This is a genomic window from Plantactinospora sp. WMMB334 (genome assembly GCF_049179095.1).
In the GTDB taxonomy this organism is placed as follows: Bacteria; Actinomycetota; Actinomycetes; order Mycobacteriales; family Micromonosporaceae; genus Plantactinospora.
Genome location: NZ_JBMHME010000002.1, coordinates 2,690,748 through 2,707,520, shown reverse-complemented (window position 1 = coordinate 2,707,520; position 16,773 = coordinate 2,690,748). Strand labels below are relative to the sequence as shown.

Below are 16,773 nucleotides of genomic sequence, written 5' to 3'. Positions count from 1 at the left end.
CGGATCCCCCACCCCGGGAGGACACGTGAACCGACGCCTGCTCCGCTGCCTCACCGGCCTGGTGCTGGCGGCCGCCGTGGGACTCGCTCCCGCCACGCCGACCAGCGCCGCCGTACCCCGCTCGGCCGCCGTGGCGATCGGGTCGCTCGCCGCCCCGGACATGCCGCTCGCGGCCCCCGACGTGCCGCTGGCCAACGTGAAGGCGCACCTGACGCAGTTCCAGTCCATCGCCACCGCCAACGGCGGCAACCGGGCACACGGCCGCCCCGGCTACCTCGCCTCCGTCAACTACGTCAGGGCGCAACTGGACGGCGCCGGCTACACCACCTCCGTCCAGTCGTTCAGCTACGGCGGCGCCACCGGCTACAACCTGGTCGCCGACTGGCCCGGCGGCGACCCCGACGACGTGCTGATGATCGGTGCGCACCTGGACAGCGTGACCGCCGGGCCCGGCATCAACGACAACGGCTCCGGCTCCGCGGCCATCCTGGAAGTGGCGCTGGCGGTCGCCCGGTCCGGCCTGGCACCCGGGAAGCACCTGCGGTTCGCCTGGTGGGGCGCGGAGGAGCTGGGGCTGCGCGGCTCGCAGTACTACGTCAACAACCTCTCGACCGCCGAGCAGGCCAGGATCGGCGGATACCTGAACTTCGACATGGTGGGTTCGCCGAACGCCGGCTACTTCGTCTACGACGGGGACAACTCCGACGGCGTGGGGTCCGGCCCCGGGCCCGCCGGTTCCGCTCAGATCGAGCAGACGATCCAGGCGTACTTCAGCTCGATCGGGGTGCCGACCCGGGGCACCGACTTCGACGGCCGAAGCGACTACGGGCCGTTCATCCGGGTCGGCATCCCGGCCGGCGGCACCTTCACCGGCGCCGAGGGCGTCAAGTCGAGCAGCCAGGCCGCGCTCTGGGGCGGCACGGCCGGCAGCGCCTTCGACCCCTGCTACCACCGTGCCTGCGACACCACCGCGAACATCGACGACACCGCGCTGGGCCGGAACGCCGACGCGATCGCGTACAGCGTCTGGGCGTTGGCCGCCACCCCGGCGCCGCCGGGCGAGACGGTCTACAGCGACACCTTCGAGACAGCGACCGGGTGGACGGTCGACCCGGCCGGCACCGACACGGCAACCGCCGGGCTATGGGCGCGGGCCGATCCGGCGGCCACCAGCTCAGGGGTGGCCACCCAGCTCGGCAGCACCGTCAGTGGCAGCTTCGACCTGGTGACCGGACCGCTCGCCGGCAGCGGTGCCGGCGACCACGACGTGGACGGTGGCGTGACCAGCATCCGGTCACCGTCGATCAGCCTCCCGGCCGGCGGCACCCTGACGCTCTCCTTCGCCTGGTACCTTGCCCATCTCAGCAACGCCAGCAGCGCCGACTACCTGCGGGTCCGGGTCGTCAGCACCAGCACCGGCACGGTGCACGAGGTCGTCGGTGCCGCCAGCAACCGGGCCGCGGCATGGCAGACGGCGAGCGCCGACATCTCGGCGTACGCGGGGCAGAGCGTCCGGATCCTGGTCGAGGCGGCCGACGCCGGCGGCGCCAGCCTGGTCGAGGCGGCCGTGGACGACGTACGGATCACCCGGAGCTGACGACCGGTCAGGGCTTCCGGGCCACGGCGCCGTAGGCGTCGATGTGCTCGGCGTCGGGATCGTCGGGGCGCCACTTCGTGTCGGCATCAGACCCGGTGCGATCATCGTCAGGCCGGCGAAGCAGCCGGCGAGTTGGTCGGGGCTGCGCAGGACGTAGGGAAGCCCACCGCTCTGCACCAGCCTGTCGGCGCCGTCGACCACCGCCGGGCTGGTGTCGGTGCCGTCCCAGAGGACCAGGTGGCTGCCGGAGGCTGCGGGCGCCATCATCCGGCCGACGATGGAGCGTACGGCATCGAGGTCGGGCTCGTAGCCCAGCACGCCCATGAACATGACCGCCACCGGCTTCGAGAAGTCCAGCGCATCGGCGGCCTTGTCGAGGATCTTCTCCGGCTCATGGTGGTCGGCGTGCACGTAGGTCGTAAGTCCCTCCGCCGAGGTGCCGGCGAGCAGGGCGCTGGCGTGCACCAGCACCACCGGGTCGGTGTCGACGTAGACGATCCGGGACTCCGGCGCGACCTCTTGGGCGACCGCGTGAGTGTTCTGCATGGGGGCAGGCCGGTGCCGACGTCGAGGAACTGCCGGATGCCCGCCTCGGCGGCCAGGAGGCGCACGGCGCGGATGAGGAAGCGCCGGGACTGCCGGGTCATGACGACAATCCGCGCAAGGAAGGCGCCGGGCGTGGGTGGGCACGGGCCGGGCCCGCGGCGGATGGGTTCCGCCGCGGGCCCGGAAGGGTGTGCCGTCAGTTCGGCGCGTGCACCCCGGTGGCGTTCCAGTCCCTCGTCGCGCCACGGACGTACATGGTCGACGACTGGTTACCGGAGAAGTACTGCTTGATGGAGCCGTTGAACGGCGTGCTCGAGACGTTGCGGCCGTACACGTCGGTGTAGACCGTGGTCGGGCCGCTGTTCTGCACCTGGATCGTGCCCGGCCGGAACTCCCGCAGGGTGCCCTTGAACGGCGAGCGGGGGTCGTCCCACTGGATGTTCTGCCCGGCCTGGCGGGCCTGGTTGCAGTAGTCACCACCCGCGAGATTCGTGTAGCACAGGTCGACGATCCGGCCCATGTTGTCCGGCTTGCTCGGGTCGTAGTAGCGCGACGGGTTGACCACGTAGAACAGGGGCCCGAGCCGGAAGTTCAGCCCGCTGCCCGTCACCGAGAAGTCGGAGAACCAGAAGTCGTCCATGTCGGAGACGGTGAACGGCACCGGGTTCGGGTAGAGCGGGTCGTAGTGCGTACGACCCTCACGGATCGCCTGTACGCAGCCCGGCTCCGTGATCAGCCGGCCCAGCGACCGGGTGTCGGACGGCGAGTCCGCCGGCACCGCGGGCTTGACGTTGATGAACGCGCCGCCGAAGCCCGGGCATTCGCTGGGGCTGAAGCCACCGGCCCGGCCGAGCGGGATCATCGCGTTGTAGCGGGCCTCGGTGACCTGGCCGCCGTTGCTCGCGGTGCAACGCTGGTTGAAGAGCAACTCGTGGACGTTGTTGCTGAACGCGTCCGGCGAGTGGGTGCCCTGGTGGAACTTGAGCAGGGTGTCGCAGACGGCGATCGTGGTGCCCTGCGGCGGGAAGAAGCTGCTCCCGTTGTCACCCTGGATCACGTTGGTGTTGTTGACCGAGAGCACCTTGTGCCCGACGTGGTCCTCGTGTCGGTGGCTGTTCTCGGGCATGCTGTCCAGCATCACCTCGCTGGTGTAGCCGAAGGCGGGCCAGCCGGCGGTGCTGTACAGGTCCGAGTTGCGCGGGTCGTCACCGTGCTCGTGGCCGAAGTTGCAGCCGCTGGAGTCCCGGGTCGGGTGCCAGGTGGGATAGACCTTGCCGTCGGGGCCGTACGTCCAGTAACGGGCGTGGATCTCGACGGAGCACTCGCCCGACCTCGGCAGGTATCCCTTCTCGTTGGCGGTGGCGATCAGCTGGTACGCCCGGCTCAGCTGCGCGCCGGACGGCGGCAGCGCCGTACCCCAGGTGGGGTTGCCCGGAGGCGGCGTCGTCGGCGACCCGGTCGGTGGCGTCGTCGGTCCGGTGGTGGGCGGGGTGGTGGGACCGCCGGGTTGCCCGGTGCAGGCGGTTCCGTTCACGGTAAAGCTGGTCGGTGCCGGGTTGCTGCCGTTCCAGGAGCCGTTGAAGCCGAACGACACGCTGGCTCCGGTGGCGACGCTGCCGTTGTAACTGGCGTTGCGGGCGCTGACCTCACTGCCGCTCTGGGAAACCGTGGCGTTCCACGCCTGGGTGACCCGCTGGCCACCCGCATAGCTCCAGGTCATCGTCCAGGAGCTGATCGGGTCACCGACGTTGGTGAGGGTGACAGTGGCGGTGAAGCCACCCTGCCACTGGGAACCGACCGTGTACGTGACGCCACAACCGGGAGCAGCCACCGCGGGTGTGGCGGCGATGATGGCCGCCCCGCCGGCGGCTACCACGGCCGCCACGGTCACGGCCGACCACAGCCGGGATCGGGGGCGATGTAGGTGCATTGCTGGTCCTCCGAACGATGGTGGGTAATCGACGTCGAACCCGCCCCCGACCGTCGACCCGGGCTGGACAGCGGGACCGTGACTGTCTCTGCTAGGTTTCGAGCGCGTGCCGCACCGGACGCCGGAGCGGCCGGACGGAACGTCCGGTGGTGGCGACGGATCGCCATCGATCGATTTACATCTATGTTACGTCCGGCGTCAATTCTGTCAACGCATAACGCCTGTTCTCGCCCCAATTAAATTGATAGGTACAGATGTGCTTCCCGGCCTCGGAGAGTAGTTCCGGCGTCCGGACCACCCGGACTCCGGACCGTCGCCCGCCTCCGGGCCGCCGTGGCGCTCCTGTTCACCGCGGTGCACGGGTTTACCCGGACGACCGCGGGGAAGGTCGACCGCCATGGACGCTCAGGGCACCGGCGGAAGCCCGCAGGCGACCGGCGGAAGCCCGCAGGCGGCCGGCGGAGACGCGCAGGCGACCGGCGGACCGGTGACTCCACGTGGTGGCACGGGCTCAGGGCTCCGGGTGGTGGTGGTCGGCGCGACCGGCAACGTCGGCACGAGTCTCGTCGAGTCGCTGGGCCGTGAACCGGCGGTCGGCACGATCGTCGGTGTGGCGCGGCGGCCACCCCGGTGGCGACCTCCGAAGACCGACTGGGTCGAGGCGGACATCGTCGCCTCGGACCTCGTCGAGATCTTCGACGGCGCCGACGTCGTGGTGCACCTCGCCTGGCTCTTCCAGCCCACGCACCGACCGCTGACCACCTGGCGGGTCAACGCCGTGGGCGGCCGGCGGGTCTTCGCCGCCGCCGCCCGGGCCGGCGTGCCGGCCCTGGTCTACGCCTCGTCGGTCGGGGCGTACTCGCCCGGGCCGAAGGACCGCCCGGTCGACGAGAGCTGGCCGACGGACGGCTGGCCGACCGCCGGGTACACCCGGGAGAAGGCATACCTGGAACGGGCCCTCGACGCCTTCGAGCGGCGGCATCCGACGACCCGGGTGGTGCGGCTGCGCCCCGGCTTCATCTTCAAGCAGGAGTCGGCCAGTCAGCAGCGGCGGCTCTTCACCGGACCACTGCTGCCGGGTCGCCTCGTCCGGCCCGGGGTCGTGCCGGTGCTGCCCGACCTGCCGGGACTGCGGTTCCAGGCCCTGCACTCCGCCGACGCGGCCGAGGCGTACCGGCTGGCGGTGCTCCGCGACGTGCGCGGCGCGTTCAACGTGGCCGCCGAGCCGGTCGTCGACGGCCGGTTGCTCGCCGACATCCTGCGGGCCCGCCCCGTACGGCTACCCGCCGCCCCGGTACGGGCCGCGCTCGCCGCAGCCTGGCACCTGCACCTGGTCCCGGCCTCGCCGCAGCTCTTCGACGCGGTGCTCCGGCTCCCGATCATGGATACCACCCGGGCCAGGGCCGAGCTGGGCTGGACGCCCCGGCACAGCGCCCGGAAGGCGATCGAGGACTTCCTCCGGGGCCTGCGCATGACCGGCGGGATGCCGACCGCACCCCTGACACCCCGGCTCAGCGGTGGCCGGCTCGCCGAGGCCGGCACCGGCGTCGGCGAGCGCGCCTGAGCACGGCGTCGGCGAGCGTCCCTGAGCACCGCGTCGGCGAGCGCCCCGGTCGTCGGCATCTCGGTCAGACCCGGGTGACCCGCACCGCGTCGGCGATGACGTAGCCGGTGCCGCTGGTCCACCGGCTCACTCCGATCCGGTCGCCGTCCCCGGCGGGCAGGGTGAAGACGCCCAGTGACACCCACCGGCCGCCGCCCGCGCGCTGGTTCACCCGTACGGTCCGGTTGCCGGTGGTGGTGACGACGATGAACGGGGTGGAGTCGTTGTAGTCCGGGTTGGCCGCGTACCAGACCGAGACCTCGTAGCTGGCGGTCTGCGGGATGTTCACCCGCCACCAGGCGACGTCGCTGGCCAGGACCGGATCCGCGAAGCGGTAGTCGGCACCGTGCCGCTGGGCCGAGTAGGCCGACGTCCCCCAGTTCGCGCTGGCGGTGAACCGGCCGGCGGTGTCGTTGTCCACGACGCTGCTCCAGACCGGCGGCGGCCCGGCACTTCCGGCGGCGACGTCGAGGTAGTTGCGGTCGATCCGGATCTGTACGCCTCCCCAGGTCTCGTAGACGTCGCCGGCGTACTGGTGCAGCCGCTGGTGGTCGGCCCAGTACCCGGCCGGGGCGTACGGCCCGGCGTCGGTGTCCGCCGCCCCGTTCCACCAGGCGAACCAGAGGTGGTCCACCCGGGTGTACGCGGGATCGTGGTAGGCGCTGGCGACATCGGCGATTCCGGACGACCCGCTGGAGTACATGCCGGAGAGATAGCCGAGCGCGTGCAGCCGCTCCGTCCAGCCGGAGAGGAACGAGAGCACGGCCGCCCTGCACGTGGGGTTCGACGGATAGTGCTCGATGTCGTTGTAGATGGCGCTGCCGGCGGGGATGCCGAGCGCCTGCGCCGAACCCACCGCATTCGTCGCGGCGGTCGCGCCCTGGGCCCGCGCCGTGGCCTGGTCGCTGGAGATCAGCAGGGTGTAGCGGGTGGAGCAGGGCGCCTGGCGGCCGAGCTCGATGGGGATCAGCCGCCAGCCGTTCGCCGTCTGGTTGCCGACCCAGCTGGCGGTCAGGTTGGGCTGGGCGCACGATCGGTTGGCACCGCTGATGTAGATCCCGACCGCCCGGTACGGCGAGCTGGCCCGCCAGGCGTCCATCGCCGACTGGGACGGTGCGGTGCAGGTGTCGAAGCCCCGGCCGAGGTACGTGCCGGGCTGCGGGCCGGCCGCCGCCAGCGGCGCCGCAGGACCCTGTACGCCCGGTGCGGGCCCGGCCGGGGCTGGCGGCGGTGCTCCGACCGCGGCCTCGGACAGGGCCGATGACGACGGTGTCCCGGCTGCGGCCCCGGGTCCCGCCGGCAGGTCCGACGGCGCCGGCGACGCGTCCGGGCCGAGGGTGGCGGTGTCGAGGATGCGCCGGACGAGCGGCTCCGTCAGCGGCGTGTGCACCGCCGTGACACGCACGCCCGCGTCCCGGACCGCGACCTGGATGGCGTCGTCGCGCGAGACCGGAGCGGAGACCGTCGCCGTGCCGGCGGCCGGCGGCGTGTGCCGGGACGCCGAGGCGCCGTCGAAGGGCTCGACCAGCAGGCCCGCGGTGCGCCCGACCAGCCTGGCCGGGCATTCGGCCTGGTCGCCGGGGTGTCCGAGGTAAACCGTGGGCCGGTCGAACCGGAGGCAGGCATGCGGCCTGGCGGCCAGGTCGACGACCCGCCAGCTCACCGGAACCCGCACCTGGTAGCCCCGGTAGCCGACCGTACGGGTGGTTTCCGCGATGTCGCCCGCGACCGCGGTCGGGTCCGGCACGGTGGCCACGGCAGCTTCGGTGGGCGCGGTGGCCACGGTGGCGGCCCGGGCCGGACCGGCGGGCGCGACCGCCATGCCGGTCCCGGCCAGCACGGCCGCCAGTCCGGTCAGGCCCGCCACGATCCTTCTCATCCCAGCCTCCGCTGCCTCGTGGAGAAATATTTACAGCCAACGACTTTCGCTGGAAGATTTCTACCAGATATCGACATCTACCGGTAGAACGAGCACCGGTGAAGGCAGACGTGGTCGGATGCCGGGGGCAAGGAGCCCGAAGGGGTCCGGGGCCAGGTGACAGAGCACCGGACCCCGGACCGTCGTCGGGACGCGCTCGGCGGCCGTCGGCACGCCGCGCGGCGTGGATCAGCAGGTCACGGTCAGCGCGGCCCAGTCGGCACGGTCGTTGTAGCCGCCGTCGCCCGCGTCCCCGACCACCAGATCGAGCACCCGTACCCCGGTCAGGTCGAGGTCGATCCGGCCGGTGTCGTCGCGGGTCAGCACTCCGCTGTCGTACCGGAGCTGGCCGTCGCCGATCACCTGGAAGGTCGCCGTCGCCCCCTCGGGCCCGACGTTGCGGACCGCGTCGTCCAGCCCGACGACCCCGGTCAGCCGGGTGCAGCCACCACCGACGTAGTAGCGGATCACCGACGGCGAGGCGACACCGATCCCCGTCGGATAGACCTGGCCGAGCAGGCTGATCGGCGATCCGCCGCCGACGCTGAGGTCGACGGTCGGGCTCATCCAGCCGCTGGTGGCGCTGATCCAGTCGTGGTGCGAGAGGACCACCTCGCCCTCGGGTGGCGCCGGAGCGACCGTCACCGTCGAGGCGGTCACCAGCCGCTGCCGCCCGTGTCCGGGCGCCTCATAGCTGGTGGTGGCGGTCAGCGTCGCGCCGCCCGGGACGGCTCCGGCCGGCAGCGTCACCGTGAAGGCGAGGGTGGCCGACCGGCCCCCGGCGAGCAGCAGCGGCGAGCGGTCCAGCGCCCGGACCCGCCAGCCGGCGGGAGCGGCCAGTCGGACCCGGGGCGCCAGCACCGGCAGCAGCCCGTCGTTGCGGACGGCCACCTCGACCCGGGCCTCGTCACCGCCGGCCACCACCGGCGCGAACCCGTCCGGGACCGCTGTGCCGCCGACGGCGGTCAGCTCCGGAAGCCCGGCGGTCACGTGCGGCGCCCCGGGCAGCCCACGAGCCGGGCCGACCCGGAAGAGCGCGGCCCCGTGCGCGGGCACCGCCGCGCTGATCGTGCCGGTGCTCTCGGTGACCCGGTCGGTCCAGGCGTTCTCGAGCGTGAACCTGCGGCCGGAGAGGCCGAGCGACGAGGCCGTGGTGCTCAGGATCCGCCCGGACTCGCCCCGGTTGAGCAGCATGACCGCCCGGTCGCCGTCGGCCAGCCGCTTCACCCAGGTCTCGGTCGCGCCGGCCGGACCGACCCGGACGGCCTGGATCCCGGCCGGGTCCTGGTTGATCGCCAGCACCTCGGGGTCGGTGAGGATGTCGACCGAGGACTGGCGGAGCTTGCGGACGTCGCTGGCGATCACCAGCGGCGCGGCCGCGACCGACCAGAGGGTCATCTGGGTGCGGAACTCCTCGTCGGTCATCCCGAGCTCCGGGCCGAGATAGTCCGGGTCGTTGAAGTGCCCCGGCCCGGCGACCTCGGGATGCCGGGCGTTGGCGTCGTAGTTCCGCAGCACGTCCTTGAACTTGATCTCACCGACGAAGCCCACGTCGGTGTAGGTCCGCCAGGACTGCGCGATCGCCGGGGCGTAGCTCCAGGAGTACGTCGACTGCTGCTCCTCCGGATAGTTTCCCCAATCCGGGGAGGTGACCGGGTTGCAGAGGTTGAAAATCATCGGCCGCCCGCTCGCGTTCTGCCGCAGCGCCCGGGCGAACTCGGTGTAGACGGTCCTCGGGTCCAGGTCGGCGGCGATGCCGCAGAGGAAGTCCACCTTGACCGCGTCGAACTTCCAGGCGGCGAACTGGTCGGCGTCCCGCTGGTAGTAGCCGTGGCTGCCCAGCCCGCACCTGCCCGGGATGTACGGCCCGGCGTCGGTGTAGATGCCGGCCCGCAGGCCCTTGCCGTGGATGTAGTCCACCAGCGGCGTCAACCCGTTGGGGAACCGGGTCCGGTCGGGCTGCAGGTCACCGGCGGCGGTACGCGGCTCCGGGTCCTGCCAGCCGCCGTCGAGCCAGACGATGTCGTATCCCGCCTCGGCCAGGCCGCGCGCGACCAGGGAGTCGGCCACCTGCTTCACCGACTCCTCGGAGAACTCTCCGCCGAGCCCGTAGTAGGTGTTCCAACCCTGGTAGGGGGTTGCGCCGAGCGGCTGCCCGGCGGCGGTGGCGCTGACCGGCTCGCCGGCGGCAGCGGCAGCGGCGGGTGCCGGTGCGGCCAGCAGGGCGGCGGTGAGGGCGAACAGGCCGACGAACGCGTGTCGTCTCACGTCGTTTCCTTCGCTGTGCGGGGGTGGGGTGACGGGTGGATCAGGCGCGCCGGAGGACGACGAGTTCCGCGTCGTGGTCGGCGGTCCACCGGACCGGCAGGCCGACCGTCGTGAGGTGGCTGCCGGAGTAGCGCCGGGTGTCGTGTCGATAGCCGGCCGCCGGATCGAGGCCGGCCAGCGGGAGCCGGACCGGGCGGGACGGCAGCACGCCGGGTCCGTCGAGCCGGCCGGTGTGCCAGGCGAGCACCACGACGGTGTCGCCGTCGGGCGCCGTGTACTGGACCGCGCAGCGGGACCGGTCCGGCCCGCCGACCAGGTGCACGGTGCCGTGCGTGACGACGTCCCGGATCTCCTTGTACCTGGCGACCCAGCCGGCCGCCTCGGCGCGCTGCTCCGGCGTCCAGTGCCGGATGTCGGCCCCGATGCCGAGCACGCCGGCCATGGCCAGGACGAACCGGAACGCCAGCGACCGGGGACGCGGGTCGAAGAACCCCGGCGAGTCGGTCACCCAGGAACTGAGCAGGTGCGGGGCGTTGGCGTGCAGGAAGCCGTACTGGATGGCGAGCCGGTCCAGCGGGCCGGTGTTGTCGCTGGGCCAGAAGACGTCGGCCCGAGCGGCCATGCCGAGGTCGGTCCGCGCCCCGCCACCGGCACACGCCTCGATCAGCACGTGCGGATGGTCACGGCGCAGCGTCTCGTAGACCCGGTGCAGGTTCGCCACGTGCGCGCCGTCCAGGTCGGCCCGGCCGGCCGCACCGGTCGCCGCCGGCCAGTCCCGGCCCGCCTCGGTACGCGGCCGGTTGAAGTCCCACTTCAGATAGCCGATGTCGTAGCGGCGCAGCAGCCCGTCGACCGTGGAGTGGACGAACTCGGCCACCTCGGGCCGCCCGAGGTCCAGCAGGTACTGGTTGCGGACCGGGGTCAGCGGCCGCCCCCGCACCTGGTAGACCCAGTCCGGGTGCGCGGCGTAGAGCGCCGAGCGCGGGTTGACACACTCCGGCTCGACCCAGAGCCCGAAGGTCAGCCCGAGCTCGCGTACCTGCCGGACGAAGGTGTCGAAGCCGGCCGGGAACTTCGCCGGGTCCGGGGTCCAGTCGCCGAGGCCGCCGGTGTCGTCGTCGCGGCCGACGAACCAGCCGTCGTCGACGACGAACGTCTCGACGCCGAGTTCCGCCGCGATCCTGGCCAGCGCGAGCTGGTTCTCCGCGTCGACGGCGAAGTAGGTCGCCTCCCAGGAGTTGTAGAGCACCGGGCGGGGCACCAGCCGCTCCCCGGCGAGCCGGCGCTGGTGGTCGTGCCAGACCCGGGCCAGCCCGCCGAGCCCGTCCGGGCTGTAGGCACCGGTCACCGCCGGCAGCGCGATCCGGTCACCGGGCGGCAGGTCGAGGGGGCCGTCGGCGAGTCGCCGTCCGGCGCGTACCCGGGTCAGCCCGCCGGTGTCCCGGGTGGCGGAGATCTCCCAGGAGCCGGTCCAGTCCAGCGCCATCCCCCAGGTCGAACCGGCCGGCTCGGCCCGGTCCCGCACCGCCAGCCACGGCAGGTACGCGTGCCCCGGCACCCCCTGGCTGCTGCCGACGGTGAACTCACCGTGCCCGAGGTCGACGGAGTCGAGCTGGAACTCCTGCGCCCACTGGCCCCACTGGTAGCTGACCGTCGCCCCGTGCGGCGTCGGTACGCAGAATCCGGCGGAACCGGCCCGGTGCAGGCGCAGCGGCTCCGCCCCGGCGTTGGTCAGCTCGACCCACCGCCGCACCACGTCGGTGCCGGCCGGGATCTCGTAGCCGATGTCGGCGCGCAGCCCGGTCACCCGGTCGGCGAAGGTCACCACCAGCCGGGACGGTCCGGCCTCCGCCCCGGCGAACTCGAGGCCGATCCGGCGGTCTCCCCCGGCGGTCTCCACCACCAGGTCGGCGCCGGTGAAGGGCCGGGCGGCGTCGGTGGCGTACTCGACCGGCGCGGCGTCACCGGCGGTGAGGAACGGGACCGGGCCGGCGTACTCGACCGGGGAGGGGCCGTCGCCGACCCCGTGCGGTCCCCAGGCGACGAGTTCGAGCCAGCGGCCGTGCGCGGGGACGGCCACCACGTACTCGGTCCGGGCACCACGCAACGTCCAGCGGCGTGGCCCGGCGGCCGGGTCCGGCGGCGCGCCAACGGTCGGGCCGGAGGTCGGGTCGGTCACTTGACGGCTCCGATCGCGAGGCCGGACACGAAGTGTCGCTGGAAGCGGAGGAAGACCAGCACGGTCGGCACCGCCGCGATGACCGTGCCGGCGGCGATCACGTTCCAGGAGGAGACGAACTGGCCCTGCAGGGCGAGCAGCGCCGGGGTGACCGGCATCCGGTCGTCGGTGCGGAGCACCGTGATCGCCCAGAGCAGGTCGTTGAAGATCCAGGTGAAGGAGAGCGCCCCGAGCGCGGCGAGCGCCGGCCGGGTCAGCGGCAGGATGACCCGGGCGAAGATCTGCCCCGGCCCGGCGCCGTCGATCACCGCCGCCTCCTGGATCTCGCCCGGCAGGTCCCGCATGAACCCGTGCAGCACGAAGGTGTAGAAGCCGAGCCCGAAGCCGACCTGGACGGCGATGAGCGCCCAGAGGGTGTCGTAGAGGCCGGTCAGCTCGCTGAACTTGCTCACCGGGATGAGCAGGATCTGCGGCGGCAGCAGGTTGCCGGCGAGCATCAGCAGCAGGATGGTGCGCCGGCCGGGGATCCGGAACCGGGCGAGCGCGAAGGCCGCCACCGCGGCGAGTGCCAGGCTGAACAGCACCGACGGGACGGTGACCAGCATGCTGTTGACCAACGCCCGCAGCTCACCGCCGTCGGTCCACGCCTGCCGGTAGGTCTCCAGGGTGAACGAGCGGGGCAGGCTGCCCACCCCGTTGGCGGCGATGTCGTCGAAGCTGCGTAGCGACATGCTGACGACCCAGACGATCGGGCCGAGCCAGAGGAGTGCCACCAGGCTCATCCCGAGGTGGAAGCCGCCGGTGCGGAGTCTGCGGATCATGTCTCCTCCTCGCGGAAGGCCCGGACGAGATAGCCGAGGATGACCGCCAGCGCCAGCACGAAGATCACGACGGCGATCGCGGAGCCGTAGCCCAGCCGGAGGCTCTGGAACGCGGTCGAGTACATGTAGGTGCTGAGCAGTTCGGAGGAGTGGTACGGCCCGCCCCGGGTGAGGGCCCAGACGATGTCGAACGAGCGCAGCGAGTCGATCACGATCACCGAGAGCACCACCGCGTTGACCCCGCGCAGCTGTGGGATCGTCACGTGCCACAGCCGCTGCCAGCCGTTGGCGCCGTCCGTCCGGGCCGCCTCGTGCAGCGCCGGGTCGATCGCCTTGAGGCCGGCGAGGTAGAGCACCATGACGTACCCGATCTGCCGCCACAGGGCGGGGAGGATGACCGCGTAGAGCGCGGTCTCCGGGTCGGCCAGCCAGGGCCGGACCAGCTCGCCCAGCCCGACCGCCCGGAGGAGCTGGTCGGCGAGGCCGTCGGGCTGGTAGAAGACCCGCCAGACCAGGCCGGTGACGACAAGCGAGAAGACCACCGGGGTGAAGAGGGCGGCGCGGTAGAAGCCGATCCCCCGGCGCTCCTTCTGCAGCAGCAGCGCCATGCCGAAGCCGCCGAGCACCGAGAGCCCGCCGAAGAGCACCAGCCAGATCACGGTGTTGAGCAGGGCTCCCCGGAAGACCGAGTCGCCGGCCAGCTCGGCGTAGTTGGCGAAACCGACGAACCGGGGTGGTTCGAGCCCGTCCCAGCGGGTCAGCGAGAAGTAGAAGCCCTGTAGGGCCGGCCAGAAGACCCAGATGCTCTCTATCGCGAAGGGCACGAGGACGAAGGCCGCCAGCAGCGGCGACAGGCGTCGGGCCGGTCGCCGCCGCGGGCGGGTCTGGACCGGTGGCCGCCGCTGGCGGCTCCCGGCCGGTGCGATCGCGGTCATCAGGACCTGAAGACCTTCTCGGCGTTCGCCTGCCACTCGCGCAGGATCGCGTCGACCTGGTCGGGTTTGTCCATGAACTTGGTAAGCGCGGTGTCGGCGGTCGGCTGGAGCGCGTCGCTGGAGTCGCGGTTGAAGAACTGGGTCAGCTCCGCCGCGCTCTCCAGCATCGCCTTGCCCTTGGCGACCAGCGGCGAGTCGGCGGCCTTGGCTCCGGGGTTGGCCGGCAGCACGATGCCGGAGCTGCTCGCGATGTACGCCTCCTGCGCCTCGACCGAGGCCAGGTAGCCCAGCAGCGCCCTGGTGGCGGTCGGGTTCCGCGTCCTGGCGCTGGCGAAGAAGCCGTCGGTCGGGCCCTCCTCGGCCACCGGCACCGCCGGATCGATGATCGGGAACTGGAAGAAGTCGAGGTCACCGAGGGCGTCCTTGGGCGCCGCGTCGGCGAAGAAGGTGCCGATCAGGAACATGCCGGTCTTGCCGCCGAGCAGCGCGGTGGTCGCCTCCTGGAACGGGTACGCCTTGCCCTTCGGGTCGAAGTACGGCAGCACCTCGCGCCACCGGTCGAAGACCGCCTTCACCTTCGGGTCGTCGAAACGCTGTCTGCCGGCGAGGAGTTCCCGGTGGAACGGGGCACCGTTGATCCGGATGTTGAGGTAGTCGAACCAGGCCGACGCCACCCACGGGGTGTCGCCGAGCCCGATGCCGATCGGCGGGATGCCCCTGCCCTGCAGGGTCCGGCAGAGCGCGACGAAGTCGGTCCAATTCTTCGGCTCCGACACGCCCCACTTGGCGAAGTTGGACTTGCGGTAGAAGAAGCCCCACCAGTAGTTGGTCATCGGCACGAAGACCTGCTTGCCGGAGGGGTCGGTGGAGATTGTGCGCAGCGCCTCGGGATAGTCGCTCAGGCCCGACCAGACGTCGGAGACGTCGAGCAGCAGGCCCTTGCTGGCGTAGTCGTTGGCGACCGAGCCGGCGTACCAGGTGTAGAGGTCCGGCGGGTTCGCCGAGGTCAGGTAGGTCGGCAGCTGGGTGCGGTAGGTCTCCGAGGCGATGGTGTTCAGCGTCGCGGTGCCCCTGCCCTGCTTGTTGAAGCTCTCGATCACCTTCTCCATCGCGGCCTTGGCCTGCGGCGAGGAGAGGTTGGACTGCAGGGTGATCGGGCCGTCGCTGCCGCCACCGCCGGAGGTGCCGGCGGAACTGGCGCAGCCGACCAGGCCGCTCACGCCGAGCGCGCCGAGGCCGGCGAGCCCGAGCTGGCCGAGGAATCTGCGACGCCCCGGGTCGAAGTCGCTCACGCGGTCTATCCCTTCCTGATCGACCCGGCGCTGGTCGGGTCGCGGTGTGTCAATCCGGTTAACGCTGTGATCCAGAAGGTTGCATCCGAGGGTCGCGGCTGTCAAGATTTCTTCGTAATTAATGTTTTGATCTCGGGAGTCCGGCGGATGGCTGATCAGCAGGCACGGCGACTGGACGGCAGGGTCGCCCTGGTCACCGGGGCATTCGGCGGGATCGGCGCGGCCACCGCCCGGCGGCTCGCCGCCGAGGGCGCGGCGGTGGGGCTGCTCGACGTCCGCTCACCGGACGCGGTCGCCGAGGAGATCCGGGCGGCCGGCGGGCGGGCGTACCCGATCGTCGCCGACGTCTCCGACGAGGCCGACTGGGCGCGGGCGGCCCGGACCCTGCGCGAGCGCTTCGGCCCGGTGCAGATCCTGGTCAGCAACGCCTACTTCAGCGAGGTGGCCCCGGCACACGAGACCAGCCGGCACTCCTGGGACCGGCAGCTCGCGGTCAGCCTCACCGGCGGCTTCCTCGGGCTCCGGGCCTGCCTGCCGGACCTGCGGGCCGGTGGCGGCGCGGTCGTGCTGGTCTCCTCGGTGCACGCGCTGGTCGGGCTCCCCGGGCACCCGGCCTACGCGGCGGCCAAGGGCGGCCTGGTCGCGCTGGGCCGCCAGCTCGCCGTCGAGTACGGTCCCGAGGTCCGGGTCAACACCGTCCTGCCGGGCCCGATCCGCACCGCCGCCTGGGACCGGGTCTCCGAAGTGGACCGGCGGCGCAGCGTCGCCGAGACTGTCGCCGGGCGCTTCGGCGCCCCGGACGAGGTGGCGGCGGCGATCGCCTTCCTCGCCTCGCCGGACGCCAGCTACGTCACCGGCACCACCCTGGTGGTGGACGGCGGCTGGACCGCGGTGAAAGCCTCGGCCTGACCGGGCGGACCCTCGGCCCGACCCATCGACATCGAGCGAAGAAAGCACGGAGAGCATTGGGACAGTACGCACGCCGCGGCGTTCACGGCCAGACCGTCGAGGTCATCGCCCGGCGCATCCTCGCCGGCGAGATCGCCGAGGGTGCCACCCTGAACCTGGCCGCGCTCCAGGAGGAGCTCGACGTCAGCCTCACCGCGCTGCGCGAGGCGCTCAAGGTCCTCACCGCCAAGGGGATCGTCGACGCCCGGCAGAAGCGGGGCACCTTCGTCCGGCCCCGGACGGACTGGCACCTGCTCGACGGCGACGTGATCCGCTGGCAGTTCGCCGGCGGCGCCGGGCAGCACCTGCTCGACCAGCTGCACGAGGTCCGGACCATCGTCGAGCCCGCCGCCGCCCGGTTCGCCGCCGCGCGGGCCACCGAGACCGACCTGGCCGACCTCGACCGGGCGCTGGCCGGGATGGCCGCGGCCAGCGATCCGGTCACGGCGGTCCGGGCCGACCTGGCGTTCCACCGCGCGCTGCTCGCCGCCACCCACAACGAGCTGCTGGAGCGGATGGAGGTGGTGATGGAGACCGGGTTGGCCGAGCGGGACCGCCTGGTGCACGGTGCCGGCCAGGACGATCCGGTGCCGAGCCACCGCGCGGTGGTGGAGGCGATCCGCCGGGGCGACGCCGAGGGCGCGGAGCACGCCATGCGGCAACTGCTGGAGAAGGCCGTCCGGGACGTCCAGAAGGTACGCCGGCAGCGGCCGGGCGTCGAACGGTGAACGGCACG

The 16,773-nt window shown here is 72.3% G+C and carries 11 protein-coding genes and 2 pseudogenes; 4 read left to right on the top strand and 9 right to left on the bottom strand.

The features are described 5' to 3' along the window. The first annotated feature begins 64 nt into the window (after nucleotides 1-64). Nucleotides 65-1,597 carry a M28 family peptidase gene (locus ACN27G_RS11505; protein ID WP_421497298.1) on the top strand — a complete coding sequence of 511 codons (1,533 nt, stop codon included), beginning with the start codon at nucleotides 65-67 and terminating at the stop codon, nucleotides 1,595-1,597. A 120-nt stretch (nucleotides 1,598-1,717) separates the two neighbouring features. Here the strand turns inward: ACN27G_RS11505 and ACN27G_RS11500 are convergent. From ACN27G_RS11500 to ACN27G_RS11490, 3 genes and pseudogenes are all read right to left on the bottom strand, one after another. Beyond that, nucleotides 1,718-2,143: pseudogene (locus tag ACN27G_RS11500) on the bottom strand (SAM-dependent methyltransferase); the annotation flags it as partial. Nucleotides 2,144-2,199: 56 nt separating this feature from the next. Next, nucleotides 2,200-2,244, bottom strand: a pseudogene (locus ACN27G_RS11495) (hypothetical protein); the annotation flags it as partial. Nucleotides 2,245-2,339: 95 nt separating this feature from the next. Beyond that, nucleotides 2,340-4,019, bottom strand: a complete 1,680-nt coding sequence (locus ACN27G_RS11490) for a cellulose-binding domain-containing protein (protein WP_421492784.1) — start codon at nucleotides 4,017-4,019, stop codon at nucleotides 2,340-2,342. Between the two features lie 451 nt (nucleotides 4,020-4,470). Here ACN27G_RS11490 and ACN27G_RS11485 point away from each other — a divergent pair, with 451 nt between their 5' ends. Beyond that, a complete protein-coding gene (locus ACN27G_RS11485) occupies nucleotides 4,471-5,637 on the top strand; it encodes an NAD-dependent epimerase/dehydratase family protein (RefSeq protein ID WP_421492783.1) in 1,167 nt (388 codons plus the stop codon). Nucleotides 5,638-5,701: 64 nt separating this feature from the next. On the opposite strand, the gene ACN27G_RS11480 is transcribed toward ACN27G_RS11485, so the two are convergent. From ACN27G_RS11480 to ACN27G_RS11455, 6 genes are all read right to left on the bottom strand, one after another. Further along, a complete protein-coding gene (locus ACN27G_RS11480) occupies nucleotides 5,702-7,555 on the bottom strand; it encodes a glycoside hydrolase domain-containing protein (RefSeq protein ID WP_421492782.1) in 1,854 nt (617 codons plus the stop codon). Between the two features lie 228 nt (nucleotides 7,556-7,783). Further along, on the bottom strand, nucleotides 7,784-9,862 hold the full coding sequence (locus ACN27G_RS11475; RefSeq protein WP_421492781.1) for an NPCBM/NEW2 domain-containing protein: 2,079 nt from the start codon (nucleotides 9,860-9,862) through the stop codon (nucleotides 7,784-7,786). A 40-nt stretch (nucleotides 9,863-9,902) separates the two neighbouring features. Continuing rightward, nucleotides 9,903-12,041, bottom strand: coding sequence for an alpha-galactosidase (locus ACN27G_RS11470; protein ID WP_421492780.1), 2,139 nt, complete (start codon nucleotides 12,039-12,041; stop codon nucleotides 9,903-9,905). Beyond that, nucleotides 12,038-12,862 carry a carbohydrate ABC transporter permease gene (locus ACN27G_RS11465; protein WP_421492779.1) on the bottom strand — a complete coding sequence of 275 codons (825 nt, stop codon included), beginning with the start codon at nucleotides 12,860-12,862 and terminating at the stop codon, nucleotides 12,038-12,040. The genes ACN27G_RS11470 and ACN27G_RS11465 overlap by 4 nt, the downstream gene beginning before the upstream one ends. After that, a complete protein-coding gene (locus tag ACN27G_RS11460; protein WP_421492778.1) occupies nucleotides 12,859-13,797 on the bottom strand; it encodes a carbohydrate ABC transporter permease in 939 nt (312 codons plus the stop codon). The genes ACN27G_RS11465 and ACN27G_RS11460 overlap by 4 nt, the downstream gene beginning before the upstream one ends. Continuing rightward, nucleotides 13,797-15,089, bottom strand: coding sequence for an ABC transporter substrate-binding protein (locus ACN27G_RS11455; RefSeq protein WP_421492777.1), 1,293 nt, complete (start codon nucleotides 15,087-15,089; stop codon nucleotides 13,797-13,799). Before ACN27G_RS11455 ends, ACN27G_RS11460 begins: the two co-directional genes overlap by 1 nt. 147 nt (nucleotides 15,090-15,236) lie before the next feature. Between ACN27G_RS11455 and ACN27G_RS11450 the strand changes: the two genes are divergently transcribed. Both ACN27G_RS11450 and ACN27G_RS11445 read left to right on the top strand, forming a co-directional pair. Beyond that, nucleotides 15,237-15,998 carry an SDR family NAD(P)-dependent oxidoreductase gene (locus ACN27G_RS11450; RefSeq protein ID WP_421492776.1) on the top strand — a complete coding sequence of 254 codons (762 nt, stop codon included), beginning with the start codon at nucleotides 15,237-15,239 and terminating at the stop codon, nucleotides 15,996-15,998. A gap of 56 nt (nucleotides 15,999-16,054) precedes the next feature. After that, nucleotides 16,055-16,765, top strand: coding sequence for a FadR/GntR family transcriptional regulator (locus ACN27G_RS11445; protein WP_421492775.1), 711 nt, complete (start codon nucleotides 16,055-16,057; stop codon nucleotides 16,763-16,765). The last annotated feature ends 8 nt before the right edge of the window (nucleotides 16,766-16,773 follow it).

Bases quoted from the DNA above. Each gene is read 5' to 3' on its own strand.
- ACN27G_RS11450 (WP_421492776.1), top strand. From the start codon at position 15,237: ATGGCTGATCAGCAGGCACGGCGACTGGACGGCAGGGTCGCCCTGGTC.
- ACN27G_RS11460 (WP_421492778.1), bottom strand. From the start codon at position 13,797: ATGACCGCGATCGCACCGGCCGGGAGCCGCCAGCGGCGGCCACCGGTC.
- ACN27G_RS11465 (WP_421492779.1), bottom strand. From the start codon at position 12,862: ATGATCCGCAGACTCCGCACCGGCGGCTTCCACCTCGGGATGAGCCTG.
- ACN27G_RS11480 (WP_421492782.1), bottom strand. From the start codon at position 7,555: ATGAGAAGGATCGTGGCGGGCCTGACCGGACTGGCGGCCGTGCTGGCC.
- ACN27G_RS11485 (WP_421492783.1), top strand. From the start codon at position 4,471: ATGGACGCTCAGGGCACCGGCGGAAGCCCGCAGGCGACCGGCGGAAGC.